This window comes from Vibrio sp. 10N.222.51.C5 (genome assembly GCF_041474575.1).
Classification (GTDB): Bacteria; Pseudomonadota; Gammaproteobacteria; order Enterobacterales; family Vibrionaceae; genus Vibrio; species Vibrio crassostreae_C.
In genome coordinates this window covers 17971-44332 of the sequence record NZ_JBFRUJ010000005.1, presented here as the reverse complement: position 1 = coordinate 44332, position 26362 = coordinate 17971, and the positions used below count along the sequence as shown (strand labels likewise).

Sequence of the window (26362 nt, the reverse complement as noted above, 5' to 3'; positions counted from 1 at the left end):
GTTCTCAAATAAAAGTGAGACAGAGTGAAAATTACAATTATTAAGGTGAGGTTGATCACACTAATGATCTAAATGATGGAACTTTACGGTGGTAATGCATTTTGATGCACCTCTAATTCTATTGATTTTGTGAAATTCGATTATTTTGTGGATAAATAGGTGAAATACTGCGCTAAGCAAACGATTCTACTAATTAGAGTGATATGCATATCAAAATCAACAGTATTCTTTTCTAAGCGTTTTCTCTTAAAAAATGACTCATTCAAACCACCTCTTAATCTCGTCTTTGATCTATTTTTGACCAACAGCGTAGTGGAGTTGGAATCAATTGATGGACAACTCATGTGATGACTGCCTAGGGATTTGAACCTAGCTACTTTTTGAATCACGGAGAATTAAAGACAGTTCACTGCACTAGATTTTGAAATACTTTTTAAAGATTAGTTATTGGACTAATCATTTGTGTGACGAACTGGTCTAACTTTTTTGGAGAGAAGACCGATGAAATATTCACCTATACTCGCTGTAGCGATATCAGCCCTTTTCATTGTTGGGTGTGATGATGACGATGAACCAACAACTCAACTACAAGCTGTACATGCATCGCCAGATGCGCCTTTAGCTAACGTTTTAGTCAATAGCCAGGCTCGTTGGAGCGGTGTCGATTATGCTCAGGCATCCGGATACGCCTCAGTAGATCAAGGACAGACAACTCTTCAAGTCGATGTTCAACTCCCAGGTGACGCTGTTGCTACTGTTATTTCTCCAAGCCAATTCGATTTAAGCGGTGAATTAGATTACACCGTGATGGTTGTAGGCGACGCCGATGGATCCAACAATCCTGTAGAGGCTTTGGTTGTTACTCGCCCTGCTGCAGGAACGGCAACGAGTTCAAGTTTAGATGTGCAAGTTGTTCACGCGGCAACAGGGGTTGGAGATGTGAACTTATACGTAACGGCGCCGAATGATCCATTGGGTGCTCCGCTTGGCACTCTCGGTTATAAAGACTTTACTGACGTACTCAATATTCCAGCAGGGCAATACCGAGTGAGATTAGAAACCGTGAGCGGCAATGCTATTGCTTTTGACTCCGGAGAAATAACTCTGGCTGGCGGTAGCGAGCTAACTATTGCAGCGGTATCAAGAGCTGACTCAAACAGTGTATCTCCGGTGAAGTTGATGGTGATGGACGGTAGTGGATCATCGTTAATATACGACATGGCAGAAACTGCCGAAGTAAGAGTCGGGCATTTGGTCGATGGCGCACCAGCTGTAGATGTATTTGTTAATTCTGCTAAGTTTGCTCCTCTTGATGGTTTAATGTTTAAAGAAATTCGCGGTTTCTTAGATTTAGCAGCAGACAGTTATGATATTGACATCTTTGCTGATGGCACTACAACCAATGCACTGATTGATGCAGATGGAGTCGCGGTATTTGCTGGTATGGATTACAGCATCTATGCGGTAGGGACAGTAAGTCCACTGAATTTGGAACCTTTGGTTGTTCCTGAAAACCGTCGTCCGGTTGCGACCAGTGCGGTGTTAAACATTACCCACGCCGCTGCTAACCCAATTGCGGCATCGGTGGATATCTACTTAACAGAAAACGCGGGGATCTCTGGTAGCACTCCGGCGCTAAGTGATGTGAAATTCAGAGATTATGCGAATGGCATTTATGTTGCGGCGGGGTCTTACTTTGTGACGATTACTGTAGCGGGTCAGCCGTCAGTTGTGGCTATCGACTCTGCGCCCGCAACCTTAGCTGATGGTGTGGTGTATCAAGTCGTGGCGATTGATGATTCGATGGGTACGGGTTTTAACCTAATTGTCAGTGAAACAACAGACTAGATCTGAAGACAGAACGTAGAAGAGGGTAGATCAATGCTACCCTCTTCTTATTTGTTTTCTTTGACTCTATTCTTGGTTAGTTTTGGCTTTCTCTAATAAATCCGTGAAAAAGTGGCGTAACGAGTAGAGCATGATCAAACTTGGAATCACCATAAGTGCGGTCAGTATAAAGAAGGTTGACCAATCATTGAGGTAATCGACCAATTCACCACTAAATGAAGCCAGTGTTGTTCGACCGAAGTTACCCAAGGATGCGAGTAATGCATATTGGGTTGCAGAGAAGGCCTGCCCAGTTAATAACGTTAAGAAAGAGACAAAAGCTACTGTTGAAAAGGCGGTCGTGAAGTTATCGACAATAATCGTTGCCAAGAACAGTGTTTCACTTGGGCCTGCTTGAGCGATCCATGCAAACATTAGATTACTGGCTGCCATGGCAACACCGCCAATCATCAGTCCGCGTACAATGCCGAATTTTACATTGAAGACGCTGCCTACCAAAGTGAAGAATATGGTTGCGCCCCAACCAATTAACTTCGAATAGTGGCCGATCTGTTCGTTACTGAAACCTATCTCTTTATAGAAGGTGATCGACATGCGACCTAGGAAGGCTTCACCTATCTTAAATAGGAATACGAACAGCAGTAGGGTGATGGCAACTTGAACTCCGTTTCGTTTGAAGAAGTCATAAAACGGTTCTAACACGGTAACACTGAACCAAGCCACGACTTTCGAACCGACAACCTTATTGTGGCGTTGCTGAGCCTGTTCTTGCAGGGCTTCGCGTTGTGTATTTGGCTCTCCGACAAAAAGAGTAAACAGCATTAGTACGACAACGACGCCTGCCATTCCGTAATACACGCCATTCCAACCGATTGAGTCTGCGTTAATAAAGGCAAGGTAGCCTGGTAGAGAATACCCCGTCCACCAACCAATTACGGCCATTGCAGAAGCTTGCGGCAGTTTTGATGCTTCGGATTTTGGGAAGGTATCAATACGAAATGCATCAATCGCGATGTCTTGCGTGGCTGAGGCAATGGCAATAGCGAGCGCCAACATTGAAGTAAACGCCAAGTTCTCTGCGGGATTGACGCCTGCGATGAATAAGGTACCGATTAAAACAATGGTTTGGCAGAAAAAGATCCAACTGCGGCGCTGGCCGAGTATTGCGTGAAGCACCGGCAGTTTTACTCGGTCTACCAATGGTGCCCATAAAAAGTTAATCGCATACACGGCAAACACACTACCAAAGTAGCCAATGGCAGCACGCGTTAAACCTGCATCTTTTAGCCAGCCAGACATGTTGGATCCAATAAGAACCCATGGGAAGCCACTCGAACAGCCGAGCATAAACACCCAAAGTAGACGTTTATCTAGGTAGCTGCGAAAAGTCTGCATCCAAGAAAGAGAGGGAGTGCCTGATGACATAGGGCGTCCTTGTATAGAAAAACGCCCTTAAGAAATAAGGGCGTTACATTGGATTACTTAAGAAGGGTCACTTTAGTGATGACGATTGGGTCGACTGGGATGTCTGACATGCGGCCCATTCGCTTGGTTGGAATCGTTGCCATCTTTTGAACAACATCAAAACCTTCAGTTACTTTGCCAAATACAGCGTAGCCTGGGTTACCACCTTTTTCGTTCAAGAAATCATTATCAGAGAAGTTAATGAAGAACTGGCGAGTTGCAGAATCTGGCGCATTAGTACGAGCCATAGCGATTGTTGCTGTATCGTTCTTCAGGCCGTTGCTGCCTTCATTCTTGATAGGAGCATAAGTCGCTTGTTGATTCATGTCTTGATCGAAGCCGCCACCTTGTGCCATGAAACCAGGGATAACACGGTGGAAGATAGTGCTTTCGTAGCTGCCGTCTGCAACGTATTTTAGGAAGTTCTCCGCGCTAACCGGTGCTTGTTCTTGGTTTAGCTCAATAGTGAAGTCGCCTAATGTTGTTTCCACGTTTACTTTAGGACCAGCCCAAACGCTCACGCTCACTAGCATTAATGCGATAGAAGATAAAATACGACCCATTAGAAACGTTCCTTCATGTAAGTTTGTAGCTCTTGGTCGTTAGCGATCTCAGTAAGAACCAAGTTGATCACGTCATTAAGAACCATAGAGATGTCGTCGTTAGATGCACTCAATGCACCAGTGCGTGTTGCAGTGCCGTTGAATGTTTTAACTAGTTTGCCTTCAGGCGTTTCAGCGGTAACTTCAAGCGTTACTTTACCGTCCATTTTGTTTTCCATAATGGTGTGCTCTACGGTAACGAGTGCTTCTTGAATCTCTAAAACAATCGAGTTTTCACTGTTTACGCTCGCACGAAAACCTTGAGACTCTAACTGCTGTGCAACAGCATTTTCTAGAGAAATACGCATGTTTTGCTTAGCGTGAATTGGCTGAATGTTTGAACGGCCACTATCAACCAATGCAACATATTGAGCGGCACGAACATCTTTACTGGTTAGTGTGTATGTTTTGCCTTGTACAAGGTTGCTTGAGCTTAGTGAAGCTTCTGGCATTACATTGATCTGTTCTTGCTGAGGGGCTGAACATGCTGTCAAAGCCATAATAGAAGCAGCCAAAATCAGTTTTTTCATTCCTTTATCCTTTCTAAATTCACACCAGAAGCTCGGTATCTTAAATTCTTGTGAAGTCGTTTCTGCTCATTTATTAAAATTCGCAGGTTCTCTTGTTGCTTGTAATATCTCAAATTTTTGGTTTAGTTCAAGCGTTTCAACGTTAGCTTCACCAAATAGTCTTGCTAGTTTGACATCGTATCCGAGGTGTCGGTTGCCAATAACAATTAATTTGCCTCCATTGCTTAGAACATGCTTTGCATCACAGAACATTTGCCACGCAATGTGATCCGTAATCGCTTGTTGCTGATGGAATGGAGGATTACACATCACTAAGTAGGTGCTGTTTTTCTTGAAGCCATCTAAACAGTTGTTGGCGATGAACTGGAAGTTGCCTTCTTCACCAAGGTTATCTTTGACGTTTTGGCGCGCCGATTCCACCGCCATAAAGCTTTCATCCACACAGGTGATACGGGCTTGTGGGTTCAATTGCCCTGCCTTTACACTCAATACACCGTTGCCACAACCAAGATCGATGATATGACGTAGCTCAGGATCTTGTGGGATGTGCTCTAGCATATAGCGAGCGCCTTGATCGAGTGCTTCCCCTGAGTAAACATTTGGTAAATTTTTCAGGCGGATATCTTCACCGTCTACATCCCATTCAACAAAAGGCTCTACCGTTTGAATTGGCTGGCAGTTTGGAGATGAGAAGACTAAGCGGTGTTTTTTCTTCGCTAGTGATGTTTTGGTTTCGCCTAGGTATTTTTCGAACAGGTTAAGCGTAGAGGTGTGAATCTCTTTTACCTTGTTGACGCCGATCACTTGGCAGCCTTCAGGCAATGCTTGGCGTAGCTGACTCAATTGCCAGATTAGGTGACGATTTGTTTTTGGCAGCTGCATGATCACAAGATCGATACCGTGTGGGATATCATCCATCGTGTTCAAGAAGTTCACTCGGTTACTTTGATTGCGCTGCAAGTTTTTCAGGGCACCACGGTGAGAGATAAATGAGTCGCTCATCATAGTGACATCATGATCTTTCGAGAACCAAGCGGATAGGGCACCGAAGCTGTCGTTCATGATCAGGATGTGTTTGCCAGGTTCGAGGTTCATCTCTTCAACATGACTGATCAGGTATTCGTCGCCCGCATCCCAAGCTTGAAGGGTTTCATTTGAACGTTTCGGGAAACGATGTAAGGTTAAAGTTCTATCGTGAAGGGTAAGTTCGGTTTTCATTGCTTGAGATACTTATGTAAGAAATAACAAAGATATTGTCTCAAATGCAGGCTGAACAAGATAGAAAAAACTCAAGCAAACCTACGCCATTCGCTATCAAATACTCAGACAGTCGACCGCTTAGGGTTTATACTCATCCCACGGATAATGCCAATACGTTATTAAGGAATCACAATGATCCAAGAAGTTATCGAAACAAAATTGCACAATGAGTTTTCACCAAGTCATTTAAACGTGGTTAATGAGAGCTATATGCACAATGTTCCGGCCGGTTCTGAGAGTCATTTTAAAGTGATTGTTGTCAGTGATGTGTTTGAAGGATTGCGTCTTATTGCTCGTCATCGAGCGGTAAATAAAGCTCTTTCAGAAGAGTTAGCGAACAATATTCACGCACTGTCCATTCACACTTATACAAAAGATGAATGGATGAAGCAGCTCGATAACGTGCCAGATAGCCCGATGTGCATGGGTGGCGGTAAGTAAGAAAGCTTACGAATATAGAAGAGGTGGCTATGCCGCCTTTTTTGTCGCCAAACCTATGTGTTTTTCGTTGTTATATCACTCAAACTGATGGCAATTTGAACGACTAAATATACCTACAATGAGTAATGTTTTTATTAACAGTGTTTCAACATAAATCTTAAAATAATAGTTTGTGACAGAGTATTAATCTCTTGTTTAAAACACGTTTCAAAAGCCATTTTATCTGTGCGGCTCGTCAAATTTATACATATTTGAGAGTCCATATGCTTCAAATCTCACCAAATAAAGGCCGTATTCAAGTTATTGGTCATGGCATCAAGTTGTCAAAAAATGCTAGAATACGGCACCTGATAAATCTCACATAATCTTTGTGATGAGTTTATTAATGTAATGTTGCGATTTTGGTATCTCAAATTTACCAAAACCGGACACTGTAATGTCGTGTCTAAGGGCGATTTTAAAACGTCCCGAATTTACGCAATTAAAAGAATCTTTTTCCCGATAAAGTAGTGCAAGTGCGTATGATTACAATAAAGAAGGGTTTGGATCTTCCTATCGCAGGAACTCCATCCCAGGTGATTAATGATGGTAAGTCCATCACTAAAGTCGCCTTGCTTGGCGAAGAGTACGTTGGTATGCGTCCTACGATGCATGCTCGCGTTGGTGATGAAGTGAAGAAAGGCCAAGTTCTTTTTGCAGATAAAAAGAACCCAGGTGTTGTATTTACTTCTCCAGCAAGCGGTAAAGTTATTGAAGTGAACCGTGGTGCTAAGCGTGTTCTTCAATCAGTAGTGATTGAAGTAGCAGGCAATGAGCAAATCACGTTCAATAGCTATGAAGCTAACCAACTAGTAGGCCTTGACCGTGAAACGGTTAAAGCTCAATTAGTTGAGTCTGGCGCATGGACCGCTTTGCGAACTCGTCCGTTCAGCAAGGTTCCAGCAGTTGATTCTGAAACTCAGGCTATTTTTGTTACTGCTATGGATACTAATCCGCTAGCAGCTGAGCCAGAATTAATCATTAACGAGCAGTCTGATGCTTTCGTTGCTGGTTTAGATCTTCTTTCAACTCTGACTAACGGTAAAGTGTACGTTTGTAAAAAAGGTACTAGCTTACCTCGTTCAGCTCAGTCTAACGTTGAAGAACATGTTTTTGATGGCCCACACCCTGCAGGTCTTGCAGGCACGCATATGCATTACCTGTATCCGGTAAATGCACAAAATGTAGCGTGGAGCATTAACTACCAAGACGTGATCGCATTCGGTAAGCTTTTCCTTACTGGTGAGATTTACTCTGAGCGCGTTGTTTCTCTGGCTGGTCCAGTAGTTAACAACCCTCGTCTAGTTCGTACTCAAATTGGTGCTAGCCTTGAAGAGTTGACGGACAGCGAGTTGATGCCAGGTGAAGTTCGCCTGATCTCAGGTTCAGTGCTATCTGGTGTTCACGCTTCAGGTCCACATGCTTACCTTGGCCGTTACCATCAACAAGTTTCGGTTCTTCGTGAAGGTCGTGATAAAGAGCTATTCGGCTGGGCTATGCCTGGTAAGAACAAGTTCTCTGTTACTCGTTCATTCCTTGGTCACGTGTTTAAAGGTCAGTTGTTCAACATGACAACGACAACGAACGGTAGTGATCGCTCTATGGTTCCAATTGGTAACTACGAGAAAGTAATGCCATTAGATATGGAGCCTACTTTGCTGCTTCGCGATCTATGCGCTGGCGACGTTGATAGTGCACAAGCACTTGGTGCGCTAGAGCTAGATGAAGAAGATTTAGCACTGTGTACCTTTGTATGTCCTGGTAAGTACGAGTACGGTCAGTTACTTCGTGAATGCCTAGATACAATTGTGAAGGAAGGGTAATTTTCATGGGCCTTAAAAAGTTTATTGAAGACATCGAGCATCATTTTGAACCAGGTGGTAAACACGAAACGTGGTTTGCGCTTTACGAAGCAGCAGCAACACTTTTCTACACACCAGGTACTGTTACAAAGAAAAGCTCGCATGTCCGTGATAGCGTTGATTTAAAACGTATCATGATCATGGTTTGGCTTGCGGTATTCCCAGCAATGTTCTGGGGTATGTACAACGCAGGTGGTCAGGCTATCGCAGCACTAAACCACATGTATTCAGGTGCAGAACTAGTTTCTATCATTGATGGTAACTGGCATTACTGGCTAACCGAAATGCTTGGAGCCTCCTTAGGGGCCGATGCAGGTTGGGGCAGTAAGATGCTCTTGGGTGCGACTTACTTCTTACCTATCTACGCAACGGTATTTATCGTTGGTGGTTTCTGGGAAGTACTGTTCTGTATGGTGCGTAAGCACGAAGTCAACGAAGGTTTCTTTGTTACTTCTATTTTATTTGCGCTTATCGTTCCGCCAACGCTTCCTCTATGGCAAGCAGCACTAGGTATTACCTTTGGTGTTGTTGTTGCGAAAGAGATCTTCGGTGGTACGGGTCGTAACTTCTTGAACCCTGCTCTTGCTGGTCGTGCGTTCCTGTTCTTTGCATACCCTGCACAGATTTCAGGTGACGTAGTTTGGACTGCTGCAGATGGCTTCTCTGGTGCAACTGCTCTTAGCCAATGGGCTCAAGGCGGCGGTAGTGCACTAATGAACGTAACATCAGGTGAAGCAATCACTTGGATGGACGCATTCATTGGTAACATTCCAGGTTCTATCGGTGAAGTTTCAACGCTTGCACTTATGATTGGTGCAGCAATGATTGTTTACATGGGCATTGCTTCATGGCGCATCATTGCGGGTGTAATGATCGGTATGATTGCTGTGTCTACGCTGTTTAACGTGATCGGTTCTGATACTAACGCAATGTTCAGCATGCCTTGGCACTGGCACCTAGTTCTAGGTGGCTTCGCATTCGGTATGTTCTTCATGGCGACTGACCCAGTATCAGCTTCATTTACCAACAAAGGTAAGTGGTGGTACGGCATCCTAATCGGCGCAATGTGTGTAATGATTCGTGTAGTTAACCCTGCATACCCAGAAGGCATGATGCTTGCGATTCTATTCGCAAACCTATTTGCTCCTCTGTTTGACCACGTTGTAATCGAGAAGAACATTAAGCGGAGACTAGCGCGCTATGGCAAGTAATAACGATAGCATTAAAAAGACGCTGTTTGTTGTTATCGCATTGAGCCTAGTGTGCTCAATCATCGTTTCAACAGCTGCAGTTGTTCTTAAACCTAAGCAACAAGCTAACGCGGTTCTAGATCAGCAAACTAAGATCCTTGAAGTTGCGGGCATTGAACTTGCGGGTAATATCCCTGAACTGTACGCAGAGAACATTGAACCTCGTCTAGTTGATTTCGCTACTGGCGATTTCGTTGACGGCGATGCTGCTGCATACGACCAACGTAAAGCGGCAAAAGATCCAGCTCAGTCAATCAAGCTTTCAGCTGAAGATGACATCGCTAAGATCCTTCGTCGTGCTAACACGGGTACTGTATACCTTGTGAAAGATGGCGCTGAAACTTCTAAAGTTATCATCCCTGTTCACGGTAACGGTCTATGGTCAATGATGTACGCATTCGTTGCGGTAGAAACTGATGGCAACACAGTTTCTGGTATCACTTACTACGAGCAAGGTGAAACTCCTGGACTTGGTGGTGAAGTTGAGAACCCATCTTGGCGCGCTCAATTCGTTGGTAAGAAATTATTCGACGAAAACCACAAACCTGCTATTCAGGTTGTTAAAGGTGGCGCTCCTCAAGGTTCTGAGCACGGTGTAGATGGCCTTTCTGGTGCAACACTGACTAGCGTTGGTGTTCAACATACATTTGACTTCTGGTTAGGTGATATGGGCTTTGGTCCGTTCCTAGCAAAAGTTCGTGACGGAGGTCTGAACTAATGTCTAGTGCAAAAGAAATTAAAAAGAGCATCTTAGCGCCGGTGTTGGACAACAACCCAATCGCGCTACAGGTTCTTGGTGTGTGTTCTGCTCTTGCGGTAACCACTAAGCTAGAAACAGCATTTGTTATGACTATCGCGGTAATGTTCGTTACTGCTCTGTCTAACTTCTTCGTTTCTTTGATCCGTAACCACATTCCTAACAGTGTGCGTATCATCGTTCAGATGGCAATTATCGCATCACTAGTAATCGTGGTAGACCAAGTGCTTAAAGCATACCTATACGATATCTCTAAGCAGCTATCTGTATTCGTAGGCCTAATCATTACTAACTGTATTGTAATGGGTCGTGCTGAAGCATTCGCAATGAAGTCTGCGCCAATCCCATCTCTAATCGATGGTCTTGGTAACGGTCTTGGTTACGGTTTCGTTCTTATCACTGTTGGTTTCTTCCGTGAGCTTCTAGGCTCTGGCAAACTATTTGGTATGGAAGTACTACCTCTAGTGAGCAACGGTGGTTGGTATCAGCCAAACGGCTTGATGCTTCTAGCACCTTCTGCATTCTTCCTAATTGGTTTCTTGATTTGGGCAATTCGTGTGTTCAAACCAGAACAAGTAGAAGCGAAGGGGTAAGGTAGTCATGGAACATTATATTAGTCTGCTAGTTAAATCGATTTTCATCGAAAACATGGCGCTTTCTTTCTTCCTAGGTATGTGTACATTCCTAGCGGTATCTAAGAAAGTTAAAACTTCTTTTGGTCTTGGTGTTGCGGTAGTTGTAGTACTTACAATCGCTGTTCCTGTAAACAACCTTGTTTACACACACATCCTGAAAGAAAACGCGCTTGTTGAAGGTGTCGATTTAAGTTTCCTTAACTTCATCGCATTCATCGGTGTTATCGCGGCACTTGTACAAATCCTAGAGATGGTTCTAGACCGTTTCTTCCCACCTTTGTACAACGCACTAGGTATCTTCCTTCCACTGATCACAGTTAACTGTGCAATCTTTGGTGGTGTATCTTTCATGGTAACTCGTGACTACAACTTTGCTGAATCTGTTGTTTACGGCTTCGGTTCTGGTGTGGGTTGGATGTTAGCTATCGTTGCTCTTGCGGGTATCCGTGAGAAGATGAAGTACTCTGACGTACCTCCAGGTCTTCGTGGCCTTGGTATCACGTTCATTACTGTTGGTCTGATGGCGTTAGGCTTTATGTCTTTCTCTGGTGTTCAACTGTAGGGTAAGCACCCAGTAATAAGGAATAACAAATGTTTAGTATTATTCTTGGCGTAGCGATGTTTACCATTATTGTACTGGCTCTAGTACTAGTGATTCTTTTCGCTAAGTCTAAGTTAGTACCATCAGGTGACATCACTATTTCAGTAAACGGCGACCCTGAAAAGGCGATCGTTACTCAACCTGGTAGCAAGCTACTTGGTGCCCTGGCTGGCGCTGGTATCTTCGTATCTTCTGCTTGTGGTGGCGGTGGCTCTTGTGGTCAGTGTCGTGTAAAAGTTAAGTCTGGTGGTGGCGACATCCTTCCAACTGAACTTGATCACATCACAAAAGGTGAAGCTCGCGAAGGCGAACGTCTTGCATGTCAAGTTGCTATGAAAACTGACATGGAGATTGAACTAGACGAAGATATCTTTGGTGTTAAAAAGTGGGAATGTACTGTTATCTCGAATAACAACGAAGCTACTTTCATCAAAGAACTTGCTCTAGCGATCCCTGAAGGTGAAGAAGTTCCGTTCCGCGCGGGTGGTTACATTCAGATTGAAGCTGAACCACATCACGTGAAATACGCAGATTACGATATTCCTGAGGAATACCGTGGTGACTGGGATAAGTTCAACTTGTTCCGTTATGAGTCTATCGTTAAAGAGCATTCGATCCGTGCTTACTCTATGGCTTCATACCCAGAAGAGAAAGGCATCATCAAGCTTAACGTGCGTATCGCAACTCCGCCGCCAAACAACCCTGACGTAGCTCCTGGTGTTATGTCTTCATACATCTGGTCTCTTAAAGAAGGCGACAAATGTACTATTTCTGGTCCATTTGGTGAGTTCTTTGCTAAAGACACAGACAATGAAATGGTATTTATCGGTGGTGGTGCAGGTATGGCGCCTATGCGTTCTCATATCTTCGACCAACTTAAGCGTCTTAAGTCTACTCGTAAGATGTCTTACTGGTATGGCGCGCGTTCTAAGCGTGAGATGTTCTACATTGAAGATTTCGATGGCCTAGCGGCTGCAAACGAAAACTTCGTGTGGCACTGTGCACTGTCTGATCCTCAACCAGAGGACAACTGGGACGGTTACACTGGTTTCATCCACAACGTACTGTACGAAAACTACCTGAAGGATCACGAAGCTCCTGAAGATTGTGAGTACTACATGTGTGGTCCACCGATGATGAACGCTGCTGTTATCGGCATGCTGAAAGATCTTGGTGTAGAAGATGAAAACATCCTACTAGATGACTTCGGTGGTTAATCCACTTAAGTGATTGATATTATGGCTGACTCCTACGAGTCAGCCATTTGTTTTTCTAAGACAGCTTTTGACAACATACTGGCTTATATAAGAAAGAGTAAGGCATTCAAAATACCTATTTTTTACTCTTATTTTTCCTTATATAAATCCTCAACATTAGACAGGAGTAAGCAAGTGAGAATTTGGCTTGTTGCATTAACTTCTTTGATTTTTCTTGCGGGCTGTGAGCAGTCAAGAGAGCAAGTGCATTTGAGTGGCCCAACGATGGGCACGAGTTACAATATTAAATACATCAATGGTGATGAATTTCCTGAGTCTAATGAAGTTCATACAGAGATCGATCGTCTACTTGAAGAAGTAAACGACCAGATGTCGACTTACCGTGAAGATTCCGAATTAAGCCGTTTCAACCAGCATAAAGGTGCGGATGCGTTCGAAGTATCTGAGCAAACAGCGACGGTTGTGAAAGAAGCGATTCGTTTGAACGGTCTTACTGAAGGAGCTCTGGATGTAACGGTTGGTCCGTTAGTTAACTTATGGGGTTTTGGTCCTGAAGCTCGTCCTGAAGTTGTGCCATCAGATGAAGAGCTGGCGGCTCGCAAGGCTAAGATTGGTATCCATCATCTTAGTGTTGAAGGCAACATGTTGAAGAAAGACCTACCTAACCTGTATGTCGATCTATCCACGATTGCAAAAGGTTGGGGTGTTGACGTCGTCGCTGACTACCTTGATTCTATCGGTATTCACAACTACATGGTTGAAGTCGGTGGCGAAATTCGTCTGAAAGGTTTAAACCGTGAGAACGTGGGCTGGCGTATCGCGATTGAGAAACCAAGCGTTGATGAGCGTAATATCCAAGAGATCATCGAGCCGGGTGATATGGCTATCGCAACCTCTGGTGATTACCGTAACTATTTTGAACGTGATGGTGTTCGTTACTCACACATCATCAACCCTGAAACAGGAAAACCTCTTCACCATAAAGTGGTTTCTGTGACTGTTTTAAACCCGTCTTCAATGACTGCAGACGGCTTATCTACGGGCCTTATGGTCTTAGGTGAGGAAAAAGGAATGGAAGTCGCAAACCAACATAACATCCCAGTGTTCATGGTGGTAAAAACAGCAGATGGCTTTAAAGAAATTGCTTCTGAAGCATTTAAGCCATACTTAGGTAAATAAGGTAAGCGAGATAATTATGAATACATTTCTGATTACATTTGGTGTTTTTCTTGCAGTAATCGCAGCGATGTCAATTGGCTACATTATCCAAAAGAAAGTTGTGAAAGGTAGCTGTGGCGGTTTAGGTGCTGTTGGTATTGATAAAGTATGTAACTGCCCTGAACCTTGTGACGCGCGTAAGAAGCGTGAAGCACGTGAAGCTTACCGTGAAGAGAAGCTGGCTGAGCGTCAACAAAAAGAAGCGGCTTGGAGTAAAGACCGTATCGCTTAATTGGTGACAGTCATAGGGGATAGAGTTATCTATGCCCTCAAATTGAAAAGCTCAAGATTATCGTCTTGAGCTTTTTTAGTTTTGAGGTCTAGCAATTAATCTTGGTATACCAAAAATGGAAACAGAGGCGAATGACTATTGTTCGATTTGCATGCTGTTACGCGCAAACACTAGTTGGTTTCTACCTTGCTCTTTTGCCGTATAAAGAAGCTCATCAGCGGCTTTGATCTGCTCATCTAGCTTCGCGTCTAAATCGGTTACGCCGATACTGATACTGACCTTGATTCTTTGAGAGTCATGCTCAACAACATGGCTTTCAATGGCTTCTCTCATGGACTCTAAGTTGTCAACAAAGCTCTCAAACGAACCACACGACTGAATACAAAATTCTTCGCCACCGAAGCGTACAGCAACATCATCTTTAAAATGGTCTTTGATGATCTTGCCGACTTCCACGAGGACTGCATCACCACCATCGTGACCGTAGGTGTCGTTCACTTTCTTGAAGAAGTCGATATCCATCATGGCTATACTGCGCTGCTCACAACCTTTACATGTTTGATTGAACAGGTAACGACGGTTCCATAAGCCAGTAAGAGCATCCTCGTTGGCATGTCGAAATAGCTCGTTGGCCGCTTCTTTCATATCAAGCAGTTGATGGATACGGCAAAAAAATTCTTCTTGGTTAAAAGGCTTGTAAAGGAAGTCGTTAGCCCCCGCTTTAAGGAATCGAGCTGTCATGGTGCGATCATCGCTGCCTGATAACCCTAGAATAGCCAACTGGTTTCTGTCGTGATCGCGTCGTATCTCACGGATCATCGCTATACCGTCTTTCTTCGGCATATCATGGTCTGTAACAACGAACGTAATATCGGGATCGTTATGAAGGAGCTTTAATGCTTGTTCGCCATCTTCGGCTTGGATAGTTTGGATATATTGGTGTTCTAGAAGTTGAGCTATGTAACGGCGAACGACCGCTGAATCATCGACAACCAATGCTTTGTGATGGCGATTATTCGAAATTCTTTGAACCAGGGGAAGTAGGTAGCTTACTGATGACATACTGTCTTTAAGTATGTAATCGATAACGCCTTTGGCTAGGACTTGCTCTCGCAGTTGATTGTCGAACATCCCGGTCAGGACAATGATTTTCTGTTGATAGCCTAAGACGAGATCAATGATCTCGCCGTCTTGGCCGTCAGGTAAACAGTAGTCGAGGACTGCACACAAGAAATCCGTTTCTTGCTCTAAGATCGCTTTGGCTTCTTCTACAGATTCCGCCAACGCAACTTCATAGCCATCGTTCTTAAATTGTTGGTAAAGATAGTTTCTGAATGCGCGACTATCCTCTACCACTAGTATTTTTTCACTCAAAAGCTATCCCTACTTATAGACTAAATACTCGTTAACAATAGTATCAGAAGAGCTCATGGCTATTGAAGAGAAACCTCTTTAGCTGGACTCGAGATCGTTTTAAATCTGATAATAATTGGATTATACTGTTTATAGATACAGTTGTAAGGTCGAGTGATTCCTAGATGTGTAGTGCGGGTGAAGAGAAAGTAAGAAAAATAATTCATGTTGATATGGATTGTTTTTACGCTGCTGTAGAAATGCGTGATAACCCTGCTTACCGAAATCGCCCGTTAGCTGTTGGTGGGCATGAAAAGCAACGTGGTGTTTTGAGTACCTGTAATTACGAAGCCCGCAAGTTTGGTGTTCGCTCTGCAATGCCGACCGGAAAAGCCCTGCAGCTTTGTCCTAATCTATTGGTTGTGCCGGGAAGAATGTCGGTCTATGTCGAGATATCTAAAAAGATCCGTGAAATCTTCTCTCGATACACATCAATCATTGAACCACTTTCCTTGGATGAAGCTTTCCTTGATGTCACCGATTCTAAGCGGTGTCACGGTTCAGCAACACTTATTGCCGAGTCTATTCGCCGTGATATTTGGAACGAACTGAACCTGACAGCTTCTGCAGGAATTGCACCGATTAAATTCTTGGCGAAAGTGGCCTCAGATCTGAATAAGCCCAATGGTCAGTTTGTTATCTCTCCACAAGACGTGCAATCAGTGATCGATGAGCTACCACTTGAAAAGATTCCCGGTGTCGGCAAAGTGAGCATAGAAAAGCTGCACCAAGCGGGTTTCTTTACTTGTAAGGATATCAAAGAGTCTGACTATCGAGACCTGCTACTCAAGTTTGGCCGTCAAGGTGCATCACTCTGGAAGCGCAGTCATGGCATTGATGATCGAGAAGTTATCATCGAGCGCGAGCGAAAATCGGTAGGTGTAGAGCGCACCTTTACCCAAAACATTTCAAGCTACGCAGAATGTTGGCAGGTAATCGAAGATAAGCTATTTCCTGAACTCGAAACTCGCTTAGAAAAGGCTAGCCCAAGTAAAGCGATCATCAAGCAGGGCATTAAGCTCAAGTTCGCCGACTTTCAACAAACCACGATTGAACACATCCATGCCTCTCTCGATCGTGAACACTTCAAAGAGCTGCTTAGTGAAATACTGAAAAGACAACAGGGGCGAGAAATACGCCTGCTTGGTTTAAGCGTAATGCTGCAACCTAAAGACCAAATGCGTCAGTTGAGCTTCTTTTAAAGATAATGAGTGAGATGAATACCGACTACGCTTCATAGCCTAGTCGGTTTTTTATAAGTAAGAATTACCTAGGAAGTTGTTTTACTCGCGCTAAGGTATCACTGAACGGTTGCTGCTCTAGCTTGCCGTAACCGACCATTTTACTGGCTTTGAGTTTGGTTGAAAGCGGGGTGGCGATTCCACATAAGAAGCGAGTAATTGCCTCGTCGGTAATCAGTTGTTGGCTAGCCGAAATAAACTCATGTATCCATGTCATCACCGTCTCATCATCGATAGGTTCAACATCAACGGTTGGTAAGATTGCCACTTCTCCTCGACATACAGAGCAGTGACCGCAGTTTGTTGGTGCTTTATCATCGGCAAAATAACTCGCAAGGCGTGAGCTTAGGCAAGTATCCGCCTCAAAGAAATTCAGCATTTGGTTAAGGCGGTTTATCTCGCTGTTTTCTTTTGCTTTAAACAACTCAGTTAGACGCTCTGACAGTTGCATCATATCTTCAGAAGTATTGTGGATCGCGTAGACATCGGTGATCTGCTTGCTTTCTAGTTCAATCCAACCTTGTTCATTGAAGTAGTCGATAGCCGCAATCACACGCTGACGATCGGCTTGGAAGTGTGTCCAAAGCGCATCGAAGTCGACTTGGCACCACACTCTTGCTTGAGGAGAGCATTGGAAAATCGCTTCGACAAATTGACGACGTTCACTTTGAAATTGCTCTGTGATCTGCTGTTTCGGACGAATGAACTTAAATTTGTAGTCTGCGAAGTAGCTGTACTTGGGCTCAATCACACCTTCAATTTCGAGATACACCAGTAGTGTTTTTAGCGGTAACTGACGAATGTTGGATTCACGTGATAGTTGATTAAGCATGATCTCCCATTGATTCGAGCCAGAAGCGCCAATGTTTTGATTTTCGTAGATCTCTTTTAATACCGCTTGGATCGATATGTTGTCTGGCGTATCACCAAAAACGAAGTTCTCGAGTGTGCTTAAACCGTGTTTGTTAGCCAGTAAAATACATTCAGACGCTTGCCCATCTCGACCAGCTCTGCCGATCTCTTGTGAGTAGTTTTCGATCGATTTTGGTAAGTCAAAGTGAATCACTCGGCGAATGTTGGACTTATCCACGCCCATACCAAACGCGATAGTTGCGACGATACAGCTCACGTCATCATTCATGAATTGGTGTTGAATAGCATCTCTATTTTCAGGCTTAAGACCCGCATGGTAAGCCACTGCATTAACGCCAGCATTGCGAAGCTGCTGAGCCACCATCTCTGCCGTTTGTTGAAGGGTGACATAAACAATAGTCGGAGCGAGAGAAGCTTGGTTAACCACATTGCACAAGGTTTCTAGCTTACTGGTTTGTTCACAAGGTTGAATCGACAGATCGAGATTTTGACGATAGAAACCCGTAACCACAACGCGCTCCTCATCAATTTCAAACTTTGACTTCATATCTTGGATAACCGCTGTAGTCGCAGTGGCTGTCAGTAGTAGAACCTGAGGAATATTGAGCTGTTTTTGGTATTGAGGAAGCTTCAGGTAGTCGGGTCTGAAGTTGTGTCCCCATTCTGAAATACAGTGCGCTTCATCGACCACAAGCAGTGAGATCGACACTTGGGAGATAAACTGACGAAAGCGTTCGTTCTTCAAGCGCTCGACGGAGATCATGAGGATCTTGGTGTCACCGTTACGCACTGACTGCATAACCTGTTGTGTGGTTTGTCGGTCTTGGCTTGATTCGATTGCCGCTGCGCTAATGCCTTTACTGTGCAGGAAAGCGAGTTGGTCTTTCATCAAGGCTAACAGTGGCGATATCACCAAGGTTAAGTGCGGTAACTCTAATGCTGGTAATTGATAGCACAGCGATTTACCTGAGCCTGTCGGGAATATCGCGGCAGTCGAGTGACCAGATAGAACGTTATCAATGACTTGCTTTTGCCCATTGCGCAGTGAGTCGAATCCGAATACTTGTTTTAACTTCTGCTCAATCATTTATGTTCTACCTGAGTTATTAAGTGTCGTATTGATGCTAAAGCGGTCACCTCTCGATGATAGCGCTGCTTTATGAATCAAATGTCTTGCACCTGATTGTACCTAATTCTATTCTGTAGCTCCTATAGAAAAGCACTTCAAAAGTATGAATAAGTCTGAGCTTCTACAAATAATCATAGAGCAACTTGAATCCCGATTACGTATCGCACAATCTGCGACTCAACGCGCCATTGACGCTGCGACAGATGAAGAGACAGTACCTGAGCATAAGTACGATACATTGGCACTAGAAGCTTCATATCTTGCCCATGGTCAAGCGATGCGAGTGCAGGAGTGTGAAGATGATATCCAGTGCTACCGGAATCTCGTCTTACGAGACAGTGAAAAGATTGCAGTAAGCAGCTATGTTGTGGTTATTGACGAAAATGATGAATGTAAACACTTTTTCATTGGGCCAAGAGTCGGAGGACTTTCTGTCACGTGGAATGAGAATGAGATTGCCATCGTGACGGCAAATGCACCTTTTGGCCAGGCTCTAATGGGTAAAGAAGTTGGTGATGAGATTGAGTTTAAGGTCGCAGATAAACAGTTTTGCTACGAAGTTATCTCTATCGACTAACTAACTGACTAATAGATATAAAACGTTTCTCTGACAAAGGAGCATATACCAAGGGTATAGTAATCTGTCAGATTGATGAGAGGATGTTATGAAAAACAATGTATTTATGAAAAACAGTGTATTAATTGCATCACTAACAGCGGTTATCGCTGTTGTGAGCTTGCCAACGTTTGCTGCTCAGTGTCGAGTTGATTTGAAGAATGAACTACGAATTGATGACCAAAAAGTCGAAATCCATCAAGTGAATGGTGATACGGCCGTTTTTGATGATAACAACGACCTCTATATTCATGGTGAGAAGGTTGAGCTTGATGCCGACCAACAAGCGGCGATTGAGAAATATCGCGAAAACATGAGTGAGTACTTACCTCGAGCGAAACAAATGGCCAACGATAGCTTAGCGTTAGCCAATGACGTGATTGATGATATCGCGGCTAGCCTGGATTCACCTGAGTCATTTGATAATGTAAAAGAATCAATGAAAACCTACTTTGCAGAACTGGAAGCGCGTTACTACAAAGATGGCGAATTAGTGTTGCCTGCAGAAAGCTTTGATTCGATGGCCAATGGCTGGTCTGAAGATTTCGAGAAGGCGAAAGAAATCTTTAACCAAGAATTTATCTCTAGCGCTTTTAATGCGATGTCAGAAAAAATGAAACAAGACGGTGGCCTAAACCTGACTGAACTGGCTGACAGTATGGCTGAATTAAAGCTGAAAGTTGAAGAGCGAATGAAAGAACACTCTCAACAAGTACAGGAGGAAGCGAATGAGTTCTGTGATTCACTTGATGAGATGGCAGAACAAGAGCAAGAACTGCATGAAATCATTCCGAACTTAAAAGATTACCAAGTCTTCACAATTTAATTCGAGTCTAGTGATGAATAGTAAGAGCACCGGTTGGTGCTCTTTTTGTTTGTATCAATGGAACCACACGGCGAGTATTTATCTCAATTCAATCCATTTCCTTCTTAAGCCTACTGCTTCGCTTTGTTGCTTATAATTGAACGATAAGACTGGTTTTTTGTTAATTTTGTTGTTCTAAATAGCGCATTGATTGTAAAAATCAGAGAATTGTTCATTTATTGGTTGTGCCTATCATTGCTTTTTATTACTGTACTTCTCAACTAGTTCACTGATTTTTAATGCGGGCGATATGGACCAACAATCTTCCTCTTCAAGAGAGCACTTTAGCTCTCGTTTAGGTTTTATTTTAGCAGCGGCTGGTGCAGCGGTTGGCTTGGGTAATATTTGGGGTTTCCCGACTCAAGTTGCCAGCAACGGTGGCGGTGCTTTCCTTTTGGTCTATTTGATCATGATCTTCGTGGTTGCTTTCCCTATGCTGGTGGTAGAGATGGCTATCGGCCGTCACGGCCAAGCAAACCCAGTTGATAGCATGCGATCTTTGACGACAAACCCTTTGGGTAAGAAAGTCGGTGAGTTTGTCGGTTGGGTTGGACTGAGTGTACCAAGCGCAGTGTTGGCGTTTTACAGTATTGTTGGTGGCTGGTTGATCTGTTTCCTAATTGGTGCGGTCGCGGATCTTATCGGCCTAGAAGCGATTGCTGATTGGTTTAAGGGCTTCAGTGTTGAGCGCAACGTATTTGGTACCGTCGCGTTCTATGTACTGACTATCTTGATTGTGCAGGGCGGTGTTAAGCAAGGCATCGAGAAATGGTCGACTCGTTTGATGCCTGCGCTGTTTGTTTTATTTGGCTTATTGTTTGTTTACATCATGACGCAATCTGGCGCGATGGAAGGCCTAAAACATTACCTTATTCCAGACTTTGAGAAAGTGTGGGATAGAAAACTGATTCTGGCGGCAATGGGACAGGGGTTCTTCTCACTCACTATTGGCGGTTGCTCGATGTTGGTTTATGGCTCTTACTTAAGCAAGAAAGAGAACCTACCAAAAATGGCGATGAACGTAACTCTGGTGGATACTGCTGTCGCTTTTATTGCTGGATTAGTGGTGATGCCAGCAATGTTTGTTGCGATGCAAAAAGGCGTTCAAATCTACGCTGAAGACGGCTCACTATTAAGCTCTGACACTCTAGTATTCACGGTTTTGCCGTTGATGTTTGATAGTTTAGGTGTGCTTGGACAGATCTTTGCGATTGTGTTCTTTTTACTACTAACGATTGCTGCACTGACTTCTTCGATTTCGATGCTTGAAGGCCCGGTTGCGCTAGTGAGTGAGCGTTTCAATACTAGACGAACGCCAACAAGCTGGGTGATTGGTGGTGCTATCGCGCTGTTTAGTGTGGTGATTGTTTACAACTTTGCTGCGATGTTTGGCATGGTAGCGATGATTGCAACTCAGTATCTTCAACCAGTCGCTGCACTGATGTTCTGTGTGTTTGGTGGTTGGGTATGGAGCCGAGCTTCAAAAGTGAAAGAGCTTGAACAAGGCAGTCCTGATTTTCAACTTGGTTGGTTTGGTAAGGTTTGGCCAATGTATGTGAAGTTTGTGTGCCCAATTTTGGTAGCAACGGTTATCTGGGCATCTTTCGGTTAATGCAGAACCCTATCTGGGCTTTTTGAAATTACCTCCTCTGAACTTGAAATATTAAGCACAAAGCCACTCATAAAGAGTGGCTTTGTTGTTTTTATATAAAGCTTAGTGGCACGAAATATAAAGCTATAGCGGCACGAACAAGATAGAAAAAAGGCGCTGAACATAATATTCAGCGCCTTTGCATTGTTCGTTAAGCAATCGTGATTACTTAATTGCCATACCTTGAGCTTGCAAGTCCGCATGGTAAGAAGAACGTACAAACGGGCCACACGCTGCGTGAGTAAAGCCTAGCTCTAGAGCAATCTCTTTTAGCTCATCGAACTCAGAAGGCGGCACGTAGCGTTCTACTGGTAAGTGGTGACGGCTTGGTGCTAGGTATTGACCTAGTGTCAGCATAGTCACACCATGTTCGCGAAGGTCTTTCAGTACTTGAACGATCTCTTCTTTTGTCTCGCCAAGACCCATCATCACACCTGATTTTGTTGGGATATCAGGGTGCTGCTCTTTGAATTTCTTCAGTAGATCAAGAGACCACTTGTAGTTCGCACCTGGACGCGCTTTACGGTATAGACGTGGCGCTGTCTCTAGGTTGTGGTTGAAAACATCTGGCGGGTTGTCTTTCATTAGGTCAAGCGCAACGTCCATACGACCGCGGAAGTCTGGAACCAGTGTTTCGATACGAATATTTGGGTTGAGTTCGCGAATCTCACGGTTACAGTCAGCAAAGTGCTGAGCACCGCCGTCACGCAAGTCATCACGGTCAACTGAAGTGATTACAACGTACTTCAGTTTCATGTCTTGAATTGTTTTAGCCAGTTTCTTCGGCTCTTCAGCTTCAGGAGCAACAGGACGACCATGGGCAACATCACAGAACGGGCAGCGACGAGTACAGATAGCGCCAAGAATCATAAACGTTGCCGTACCGTGGTTGAAACACTCGGCTAGGTTAGGACAAGACGCTTCTTCACAAACTGAGTGCAGGTTGTTTTTGCGCATTGCTGATTTGATTTCTTGAATACGATGGCTGTCTGAAGGAAGTTTAATCTTCATCCATTCAGGCTTACGTAGAACTTCTTTCTGTTCAGCAGGCATATTCTTTACGGGAATTAATGCCATTTTGTCAGCGTCACGATATTTAACGCCTTTTTCCATTTGGATTGGTTTGCTCATGATTTTATGCTTCTGCTGTAATGTTACTGGTGGCTTGAATGTCTACTTGGTCATAGCCGAGTAGCTCTACGAGCTCTTGTATTAACTGTTGCTCAACGTTTTCTAGTTCACTTGGTCCGCCGAGTTGGCTTACCTGCGCCATTTCCATACCTTGGTAACCACATGGGTTAATACGTAGGAATGGAGACAGGTCCATATCGACGTTGAGTGCTAGCCCGTGGAACGAGCAGCCACGTCGAATACGTAATCCGAGTGAACAGATTTTCTTGCCATCGACATAAACACCAGGAGCGTCAGGTCGGGCAGCTGAATCTATATTGTAAGCTTTCAGAGTATTGATTACGAGGTTCTCGATATGAGTAACCAAATCACGTACTCCGAATTTCTTGCGGCGGATGTTAATCAGAAAGTAAGCCACTAATTGGCCTGGGCCGTGATAAGTCACTTGGCCACCGCGATCGCTTTGTATTACAGGGATATCACCAGCATTTAATACATGCTCAGCTTTGCCTGCTTGTCCTTGAGTGAAGACAGGGTTGTGTTCAACCAACCAAACTTGGTCTACGTCTTCTTCCGTGCGTTCGTCTGTGAACTTATGCATGGCTTTCCATACAGGTTCGTAATCCTGACGGCCTAATTTTTTTACGATTAGCTTATTTTGCAAAGCTGCACTCCCTCAAGGATTAATAAAGTGAACGCATTATAAACGCGAAACATGATTCTAACTACAGACGGACTGCAAGGTTTTTCAACTTTCTTTGTATTTATTGAAAATTAAGTTGAATGAATTTGAGCTAGATAGGGTGCTTTAAACAAAAACAGCGGCAATAAGCCGCTGTTTTTCATGTGTAATCGGAGATTACAGAACCATACGAACGATTTCGATCTCGCCCAGTTCTTTATAAAGAGTTTCTACTTGCTCAATTGAAGTCGCAGTAATATTGATAGAAACAGAGTGGTAGTTACCTTTCGCACTTGGTTTTAGCGTTGGGCTGTAGTCACCAGGAGCATGACGCTGGATCACTTCTAGTACTAGCTCAGTCAGTTCTGGCTTAGCGTGGCCCATTACTTTGTAAGTGAATGAACAAGGGAACTCTAAGAGGTCTTTTAGTTTTGCATCAGAATTGATGTTCATGATTAGCTCCAAAAGGCTAGACTCTCGCAAATTGGCGAAATGTCGATAAAAAGCGTGTTCGGTCAACAGACACGAGTAATAAGGCGGAATATTACGTGTAAATATCACCGAACTCAAGATCAACAAAAGCCGCACATGGCGGCTTTTGGTTCGCTAATGAGTAAATCATGAACTTACTCATTAGGTTAGCTATACAACAAGCTTGGGTTTTACCTAGAACAAACCTTTTGCTTGTTTAGAATAAACCCTTGAACAGAAGAACTAGGTAGTCCCATAGACGGCTGAATAGGCTGCCTTGGTCTACATCTTCAAGTGCTAGTAGTGGGTATTCAGCAACGTCTTCACCGTCTACTTGGTAGAATAGTTTACCAACTACATCGCCTTTGCTGATTGGCGCTTCTAGCTCTTTCTCAAGAACGAAGCTTGCCTTCAGGTTCTTAGCTTGACCACGAGGTAGCGTTACGAAAGTATCTTCGTCGACACCCAGTGCAACTGTGTCCTTGCTACCCATCCAGATCTTCTCTTCTACGAAGGTTTCACCGGCTGTGTGTGGTGCCACTGTTTCAAAGAAGCGGAAGCCGTAGCTAAGCAGTTTTTTGCTTTCTGTTTTACGAGCATTCGCATTCTTGGTGCCCATAACTACAGCCACTAGGCGCATTTTGCCTTCTGTCGCTGAGCTTACTAGGCTGTAACCTGCATTGCTTGTGTGGCCCGTTTTGATGCCATCAACGTTCATGCTCTTATCCCATAACAGACCGTTACGGTTGTATTGGGTGATGCCGTTGTATGTGAATTTCTTCTCTGAGTAGATACGGTACTCGTCTGGTACGTCGCGAATCAGCGCCTGACCAAGTAGCGCCATATCGTAAGGCGTTGAGTATAGGTTCGGGTTGTCTAGACCGTGCACGTTAGCAAAGTGCGTGTCTTTCATGCCGATAGAGCTTGCCCAAGCGTTCATTAGGTCAACGAATGCATCTTCAGAGCCAGCGATGTGTTCAGCCATAGCAACACATGCGTCGTTACCTGATTGAATGATGATACCGCGGTTTAATTCTTCAACTTTAACCGTAGTGCCCACTTCAACGAACATCTTAGATGAATCTGGGAAGTTTTTAGCCCAAGCATTTTCACTGATTACAACATCGTCGTTTAGGTTGATGTTGCCACGGTCGAGCTCTTGGCCGATCACGTAGCTCGTCATCATCTTGGTTAAACTTGCTGGAGAAAGCTGAGTATTCATCTCTTTCTCTGCTAGTACTTTGCCTGAATGGTAATCCATCAGAACAAAACCTTTAGCGGCGATTTGAGGAGCATCAGGAACAACAATAGGAGCGGCGAATGACGATGTAGCTATCGTTGCAGAAAGAGCAACAGAAGTAGCAAAAATCGATTTAACAAGTTTATTAGATTTAATCATTTTGAATGCAATTATTTGGTGAACTATTCATATATTAACAGAATCACTCTGTCACACCAGAGCGCTGATTACCAGAAGTAACTGTTAGATTAATTAGCGAGTTAGGGTGTGTTTTTTTATATAAGCTGACGGGTAACCCATTAGCTTAACTTGTTCTAATTTCTCTTGAGTCAGAGCATAGTCATGAAATGGCCCAATCATCAGACGGTAGTTGTCATCATTTGGCTGCAAGAACGTTGCTACTTCTAGCTTTTCGGCTAGATCTTTCGCTAACTTCTCTGTTCTATCTTCATGTGGAGATGTTGCGACTTGAATAATAAATTGCGGTAAAGCAGCCTTTTTATTTGCGTCGGTTGGCATAGCCACAGTAATGACTTCAATCTCAACATTTGCCGTGCCGGTTCTCAACACATCGAGCTTGTAAGCTGCCGCATAACTAAGGTCAATGATTCGGCCTTCATGGAATGGGCCGCGGTCATTGATACGAACAATCGTCGTTTTGTTATTGTCGGTATTCGTCACTTTTACATAGCTTGGAATTGGCAATGTTTTGTGCGCCGCAGACATCGAATACATGTCATAGATCTCGCCGTTAGACGTTAAGTGACCATGAAATTTCTTACCGTACCAAGAGGCTTTGCCTTTCTCAGTAAACCCTTCGGTCTTCTTTACGATCTTGTAGTCTTCGCCACGTAAAGTGTAATCCGTGTTACCACCTAAACTATAAGGTTCATACTGAGGGTGAGCATCCTCGAGATGCTCTACTGAGATAGGTGCGTCTGGTGCAATATCTGAATCAATATCGTAGCGGCCTGTTGGCTGCTTTGAAGAACAACCATTGATTAAAATCGCTAGCCCTAAGATAGAGGCTATTTTTTTGATTGGCAGCTCATCAACCAAGGATGCTTTTTTTGGAAACGTTGTAATAGACATCG

General features: G+C 43.9%; 25 protein-coding genes. 14 read left to right on the top strand and 11 right to left on the bottom strand.

The genetic code is table 11. The annotated features are described in order from the left end of the window. Positions 1-501: 501 nt before the first annotated feature. Positions 502-1848 (top strand): DUF4397 domain-containing protein, encoded by a 1347-nt coding sequence (locus AB4558_RS00950; protein WP_372157692.1) that lies wholly within the window; start codon positions 502-504, stop codon positions 1846-1848. A 66-nt stretch (positions 1849-1914) separates the two neighbouring features. Here AB4558_RS00950 and AB4558_RS00945 read toward each other — a convergent pair whose 3' ends face one another. The 4 genes from AB4558_RS00945 to AB4558_RS00930 form a co-directional block, all read right to left on the bottom strand. Further along, entirely contained in the window at positions 1915-3273 is a 1359-nt protein-coding gene (locus tag AB4558_RS00945) for an AmpG family muropeptide MFS transporter (protein WP_372157689.1), read from the bottom strand. A gap of 53 nt (positions 3274-3326) precedes the next feature. Then, positions 3327-3875 (bottom strand): peptidylprolyl isomerase, encoded by a 549-nt coding sequence (locus AB4558_RS00940; RefSeq protein WP_372157687.1) that lies wholly within the window; start codon positions 3873-3875, stop codon positions 3327-3329. Beyond that, entirely contained in the window at positions 3875-4444 is a 570-nt protein-coding gene (locus AB4558_RS00935; protein WP_017059907.1) for a YajG family lipoprotein, read from the bottom strand. Before AB4558_RS00935 ends, AB4558_RS00940 begins: the two co-directional genes overlap by 1 nt. Positions 4445-4510: 66 nt before the next feature. Then, the gene (locus tag AB4558_RS00930; protein WP_017068516.1) at positions 4511-5662 is read right to left on the bottom strand and encodes a methyltransferase; all 1152 of its coding nucleotides are present in this window, start codon (positions 5660-5662) and stop codon (positions 4511-4513) included. Between the two features lie 174 nt (positions 5663-5836). Here AB4558_RS00930 and bolA point away from each other — a divergent pair, with 174 nt between their 5' ends. The 9 genes from bolA (at position 5837) to nqrM (ending at position 13956) form a co-directional block, all read left to right on the top strand. Beyond that, positions 5837-6145: a transcriptional regulator BolA gene (bolA, locus tag AB4558_RS00925; RefSeq protein ID WP_017064186.1), complete on the top strand. Its 309-nt coding sequence runs from the start codon at positions 5837-5839 to the stop codon at positions 6143-6145. A gap of 521 nt (positions 6146-6666) precedes the next feature. Then, entirely contained in the window at positions 6667-8007 is a 1341-nt protein-coding gene (locus tag AB4558_RS00920; protein WP_017080319.1) for a Na(+)-translocating NADH-quinone reductase subunit A, read from the top strand. A 5-nt stretch (positions 8008-8012) separates the two neighbouring features. After that, positions 8013-9257: an NADH:ubiquinone reductase (Na(+)-transporting) subunit B gene (locus tag AB4558_RS00915; RefSeq protein WP_017110204.1), complete on the top strand. Its 1245-nt coding sequence runs from the start codon at positions 8013-8015 to the stop codon at positions 9255-9257. Continuing rightward, positions 9247-10014 carry a Na(+)-translocating NADH-quinone reductase subunit C gene (locus AB4558_RS00910; RefSeq protein ID WP_017059911.1) on the top strand — a complete coding sequence of 256 codons (768 nt, stop codon included), beginning with the start codon at positions 9247-9249 and terminating at the stop codon, positions 10012-10014. The genes AB4558_RS00915 and AB4558_RS00910 overlap by 11 nt, the downstream gene beginning before the upstream one ends. After that, positions 10014-10646, top strand: a complete 633-nt coding sequence (locus tag AB4558_RS00905; RefSeq protein WP_008223083.1) for an NADH:ubiquinone reductase (Na(+)-transporting) subunit D — start codon at positions 10014-10016, stop codon at positions 10644-10646. Before AB4558_RS00910 ends, AB4558_RS00905 begins: the two co-directional genes overlap by 1 nt. 7 nt (positions 10647-10653) lie before the next feature. Continuing rightward, positions 10654-11250 (top strand): NADH:ubiquinone reductase (Na(+)-transporting) subunit E, encoded by a 597-nt coding sequence (nqrE, locus tag AB4558_RS00900; protein ID WP_009848375.1) that lies wholly within the window; start codon positions 10654-10656, stop codon positions 11248-11250. 29 nt (positions 11251-11279) lie between these two features. Then, positions 11280-12506 (top strand): NADH:ubiquinone reductase (Na(+)-transporting) subunit F, encoded by a 1227-nt coding sequence (gene nqrF / locus AB4558_RS00895; protein ID WP_017059912.1) that lies wholly within the window; start codon positions 11280-11282, stop codon positions 12504-12506. A 174-nt stretch (positions 12507-12680) separates the two neighbouring features. Then, positions 12681-13685, top strand: coding sequence for an FAD:protein FMN transferase (locus AB4558_RS00890; RefSeq protein WP_017059913.1), 1005 nt, complete (start codon positions 12681-12683; stop codon positions 13683-13685). A 16-nt stretch (positions 13686-13701) separates the two neighbouring features. Then, positions 13702-13956, top strand: a complete 255-nt coding sequence (gene nqrM, locus AB4558_RS00885) for a (Na+)-NQR maturation NqrM (protein ID WP_009848378.1) — start codon at positions 13702-13704, stop codon at positions 13954-13956. Between the two features lie 135 nt (positions 13957-14091). Here nqrM and AB4558_RS00880 read toward each other — a convergent pair whose 3' ends face one another. Next, positions 14092-15330: a response regulator gene (locus AB4558_RS00880; RefSeq protein WP_102333772.1), complete on the bottom strand. Its 1239-nt coding sequence runs from the start codon at positions 15328-15330 to the stop codon at positions 14092-14094. Between the two features lie 164 nt (positions 15331-15494). Here AB4558_RS00880 and dinB point away from each other — a divergent pair, with 164 nt between their 5' ends. Continuing rightward, the gene (dinB, locus tag AB4558_RS00875; protein ID WP_372157683.1) at positions 15495-16571 is read left to right on the top strand and encodes a DNA polymerase IV; all 1077 of its coding nucleotides are present in this window, start codon (positions 15495-15497) and stop codon (positions 16569-16571) included. A gap of 64 nt (positions 16572-16635) precedes the next feature. Here the strand turns inward: dinB and AB4558_RS00870 are convergent, their stop codons facing one another. Next, on the bottom strand, positions 16636-18570 hold the full coding sequence (locus tag AB4558_RS00870) for an ATP-dependent DNA helicase RecQ (RefSeq protein ID WP_017059916.1): 1935 nt from the start codon (positions 18568-18570) through the stop codon (positions 16636-16638). Between the two features lie 145 nt (positions 18571-18715). On the opposite strand from AB4558_RS00870, the gene AB4558_RS00865 reads away from it, so the two are divergent. The 3 genes from AB4558_RS00865 to AB4558_RS00855 all read left to right on the top strand — a co-directional run bounded on the left by AB4558_RS00865 (position 18716) and on the right by AB4558_RS00855 (position 21705). Beyond that, on the top strand, positions 18716-19189 hold the full coding sequence (locus AB4558_RS00865) for a GreA/GreB family elongation factor (RefSeq protein ID WP_372157680.1): 474 nt from the start codon (positions 18716-18718) through the stop codon (positions 19187-19189). Between the two features lie 88 nt (positions 19190-19277). Next, positions 19278-20054 carry a YggN family protein gene (locus AB4558_RS00860; RefSeq protein WP_137001977.1) on the top strand — a complete coding sequence of 259 codons (777 nt, stop codon included), beginning with the start codon at positions 19278-19280 and terminating at the stop codon, positions 20052-20054. A gap of 289 nt (positions 20055-20343) precedes the next feature. Beyond that, positions 20344-21705 (top strand): sodium-dependent transporter, encoded by a 1362-nt coding sequence (locus AB4558_RS00855; protein ID WP_017059919.1) that lies wholly within the window; start codon positions 20344-20346, stop codon positions 21703-21705. Between the two features lie 204 nt (positions 21706-21909). Here AB4558_RS00855 and lipA read toward each other — a convergent pair whose 3' ends face one another. The 5 genes from lipA to AB4558_RS00830 all read right to left on the bottom strand — a co-directional run bounded on the left by lipA (position 21910) and on the right by AB4558_RS00830 (position 26360). Further along, the gene (gene lipA, locus AB4558_RS00850) at positions 21910-22875 is read right to left on the bottom strand and encodes a lipoyl synthase (RefSeq protein ID WP_372157678.1); all 966 of its coding nucleotides are present in this window, start codon (positions 22873-22875) and stop codon (positions 21910-21912) included. 4 nt (positions 22876-22879) lie between these two features. Further along, positions 22880-23539, bottom strand: a complete 660-nt coding sequence (lipB, locus tag AB4558_RS00845) for a lipoyl(octanoyl) transferase LipB (protein WP_004737632.1) — start codon at positions 23537-23539, stop codon at positions 22880-22882. A gap of 195 nt (positions 23540-23734) precedes the next feature. Then, on the bottom strand, positions 23735-24013 hold the full coding sequence (ybeD, locus tag AB4558_RS00840) for a DUF493 family protein YbeD (protein ID WP_026084358.1): 279 nt from the start codon (positions 24011-24013) through the stop codon (positions 23735-23737). A gap of 232 nt (positions 24014-24245) precedes the next feature. Beyond that, positions 24246-25427, bottom strand: coding sequence for a serine hydrolase (locus tag AB4558_RS00835; RefSeq protein ID WP_017068508.1), 1182 nt, complete (start codon positions 25425-25427; stop codon positions 24246-24248). 93 nt (positions 25428-25520) lie between these two features. Beyond that, entirely contained in the window at positions 25521-26360 is an 840-nt protein-coding gene (locus AB4558_RS00830; protein WP_136974115.1) for a septal ring lytic transglycosylase RlpA family protein, read from the bottom strand. Between the last annotated feature and the right edge of the window lie 2 nt (positions 26361-26362).

Coding starts and splice junctions, on each gene's coding strand:
- bolA (WP_017064186.1), top strand. CDS start 5,837: ATGATCCAAGAAGTTATCGAAACAAAATTGCACAATGAGTTTTCACCA.
- AB4558_RS00930 (WP_017068516.1), bottom strand. CDS start 5,662: ATGAAAACCGAACTTACCCTTCACGATAGAACTTTAACCTTACATCGT.
- lipA (WP_372157678.1), bottom strand. CDS start 22,875: ATGAGCAAACCAATCCAAATGGAAAAAGGCGTTAAATATCGTGACGCT.
- AB4558_RS00915 (WP_017110204.1), top strand. CDS start 8,013: ATGGGCCTTAAAAAGTTTATTGAAGACATCGAGCATCATTTTGAACCA.
- AB4558_RS00945 (WP_372157689.1), bottom strand. CDS start 3,273: ATGTCATCAGGCACTCCCTCTCTTTCTTGGATGCAGACTTTTCGCAGC.
- nqrM (WP_009848378.1), top strand. CDS start 13,702: ATGAATACATTTCTGATTACATTTGGTGTTTTTCTTGCAGTAATCGCA.
- AB4558_RS00920 (WP_017080319.1), top strand. CDS start 6,667: ATGATTACAATAAAGAAGGGTTTGGATCTTCCTATCGCAGGAACTCCA.
- AB4558_RS00950 (WP_372157692.1), top strand. CDS start 502: ATGAAATATTCACCTATACTCGCTGTAGCGATATCAGCCCTTTTCATT.
- AB4558_RS00905 (WP_008223083.1), top strand. CDS start 10,014: ATGTCTAGTGCAAAAGAAATTAAAAAGAGCATCTTAGCGCCGGTGTTG.
- nqrF (WP_017059912.1), top strand. CDS start 11,280: ATGTTTAGTATTATTCTTGGCGTAGCGATGTTTACCATTATTGTACTG.
- dinB (WP_372157683.1), top strand. CDS start 15,495: ATGTGTAGTGCGGGTGAAGAGAAAGTAAGAAAAATAATTCATGTTGAT.
- AB4558_RS00870 (WP_017059916.1), bottom strand. CDS start 18,570: ATGATTGAGCAGAAGTTAAAACAAGTATTCGGATTCGACTCACTGCGC.
- AB4558_RS00835 (WP_017068508.1), bottom strand. CDS start 25,427: ATGATTAAATCTAATAAACTTGTTAAATCGATTTTTGCTACTTCTGTT.
- AB4558_RS00855 (WP_017059919.1), top strand. CDS start 20,344: ATGGACCAACAATCTTCCTCTTCAAGAGAGCACTTTAGCTCTCGTTTA.
- AB4558_RS00910 (WP_017059911.1), top strand. CDS start 9,247: ATGGCAAGTAATAACGATAGCATTAAAAAGACGCTGTTTGTTGTTATC.
- AB4558_RS00860 (WP_137001977.1), top strand. CDS start 19,278: ATGAAAAACAATGTATTTATGAAAAACAGTGTATTAATTGCATCACTA.
- AB4558_RS00935 (WP_017059907.1), bottom strand. CDS start 4,444: ATGAAAAAACTGATTTTGGCTGCTTCTATTATGGCTTTGACAGCATGT.
- AB4558_RS00865 (WP_372157680.1), top strand. CDS start 18,716: ATGAATAAGTCTGAGCTTCTACAAATAATCATAGAGCAACTTGAATCC.
- AB4558_RS00940 (WP_372157687.1), bottom strand. CDS start 3,875: ATGGGTCGTATTTTATCTTCTATCGCATTAATGCTAGTGAGCGTGAGC.
- nqrE (WP_009848375.1), top strand. CDS start 10,654: ATGGAACATTATATTAGTCTGCTAGTTAAATCGATTTTCATCGAAAAC.
- AB4558_RS00830 (WP_136974115.1), bottom strand. CDS start 26,360: ATGTCTATTACAACGTTTCCAAAAAAAGCATCCTTGGTTGATGAGCTG.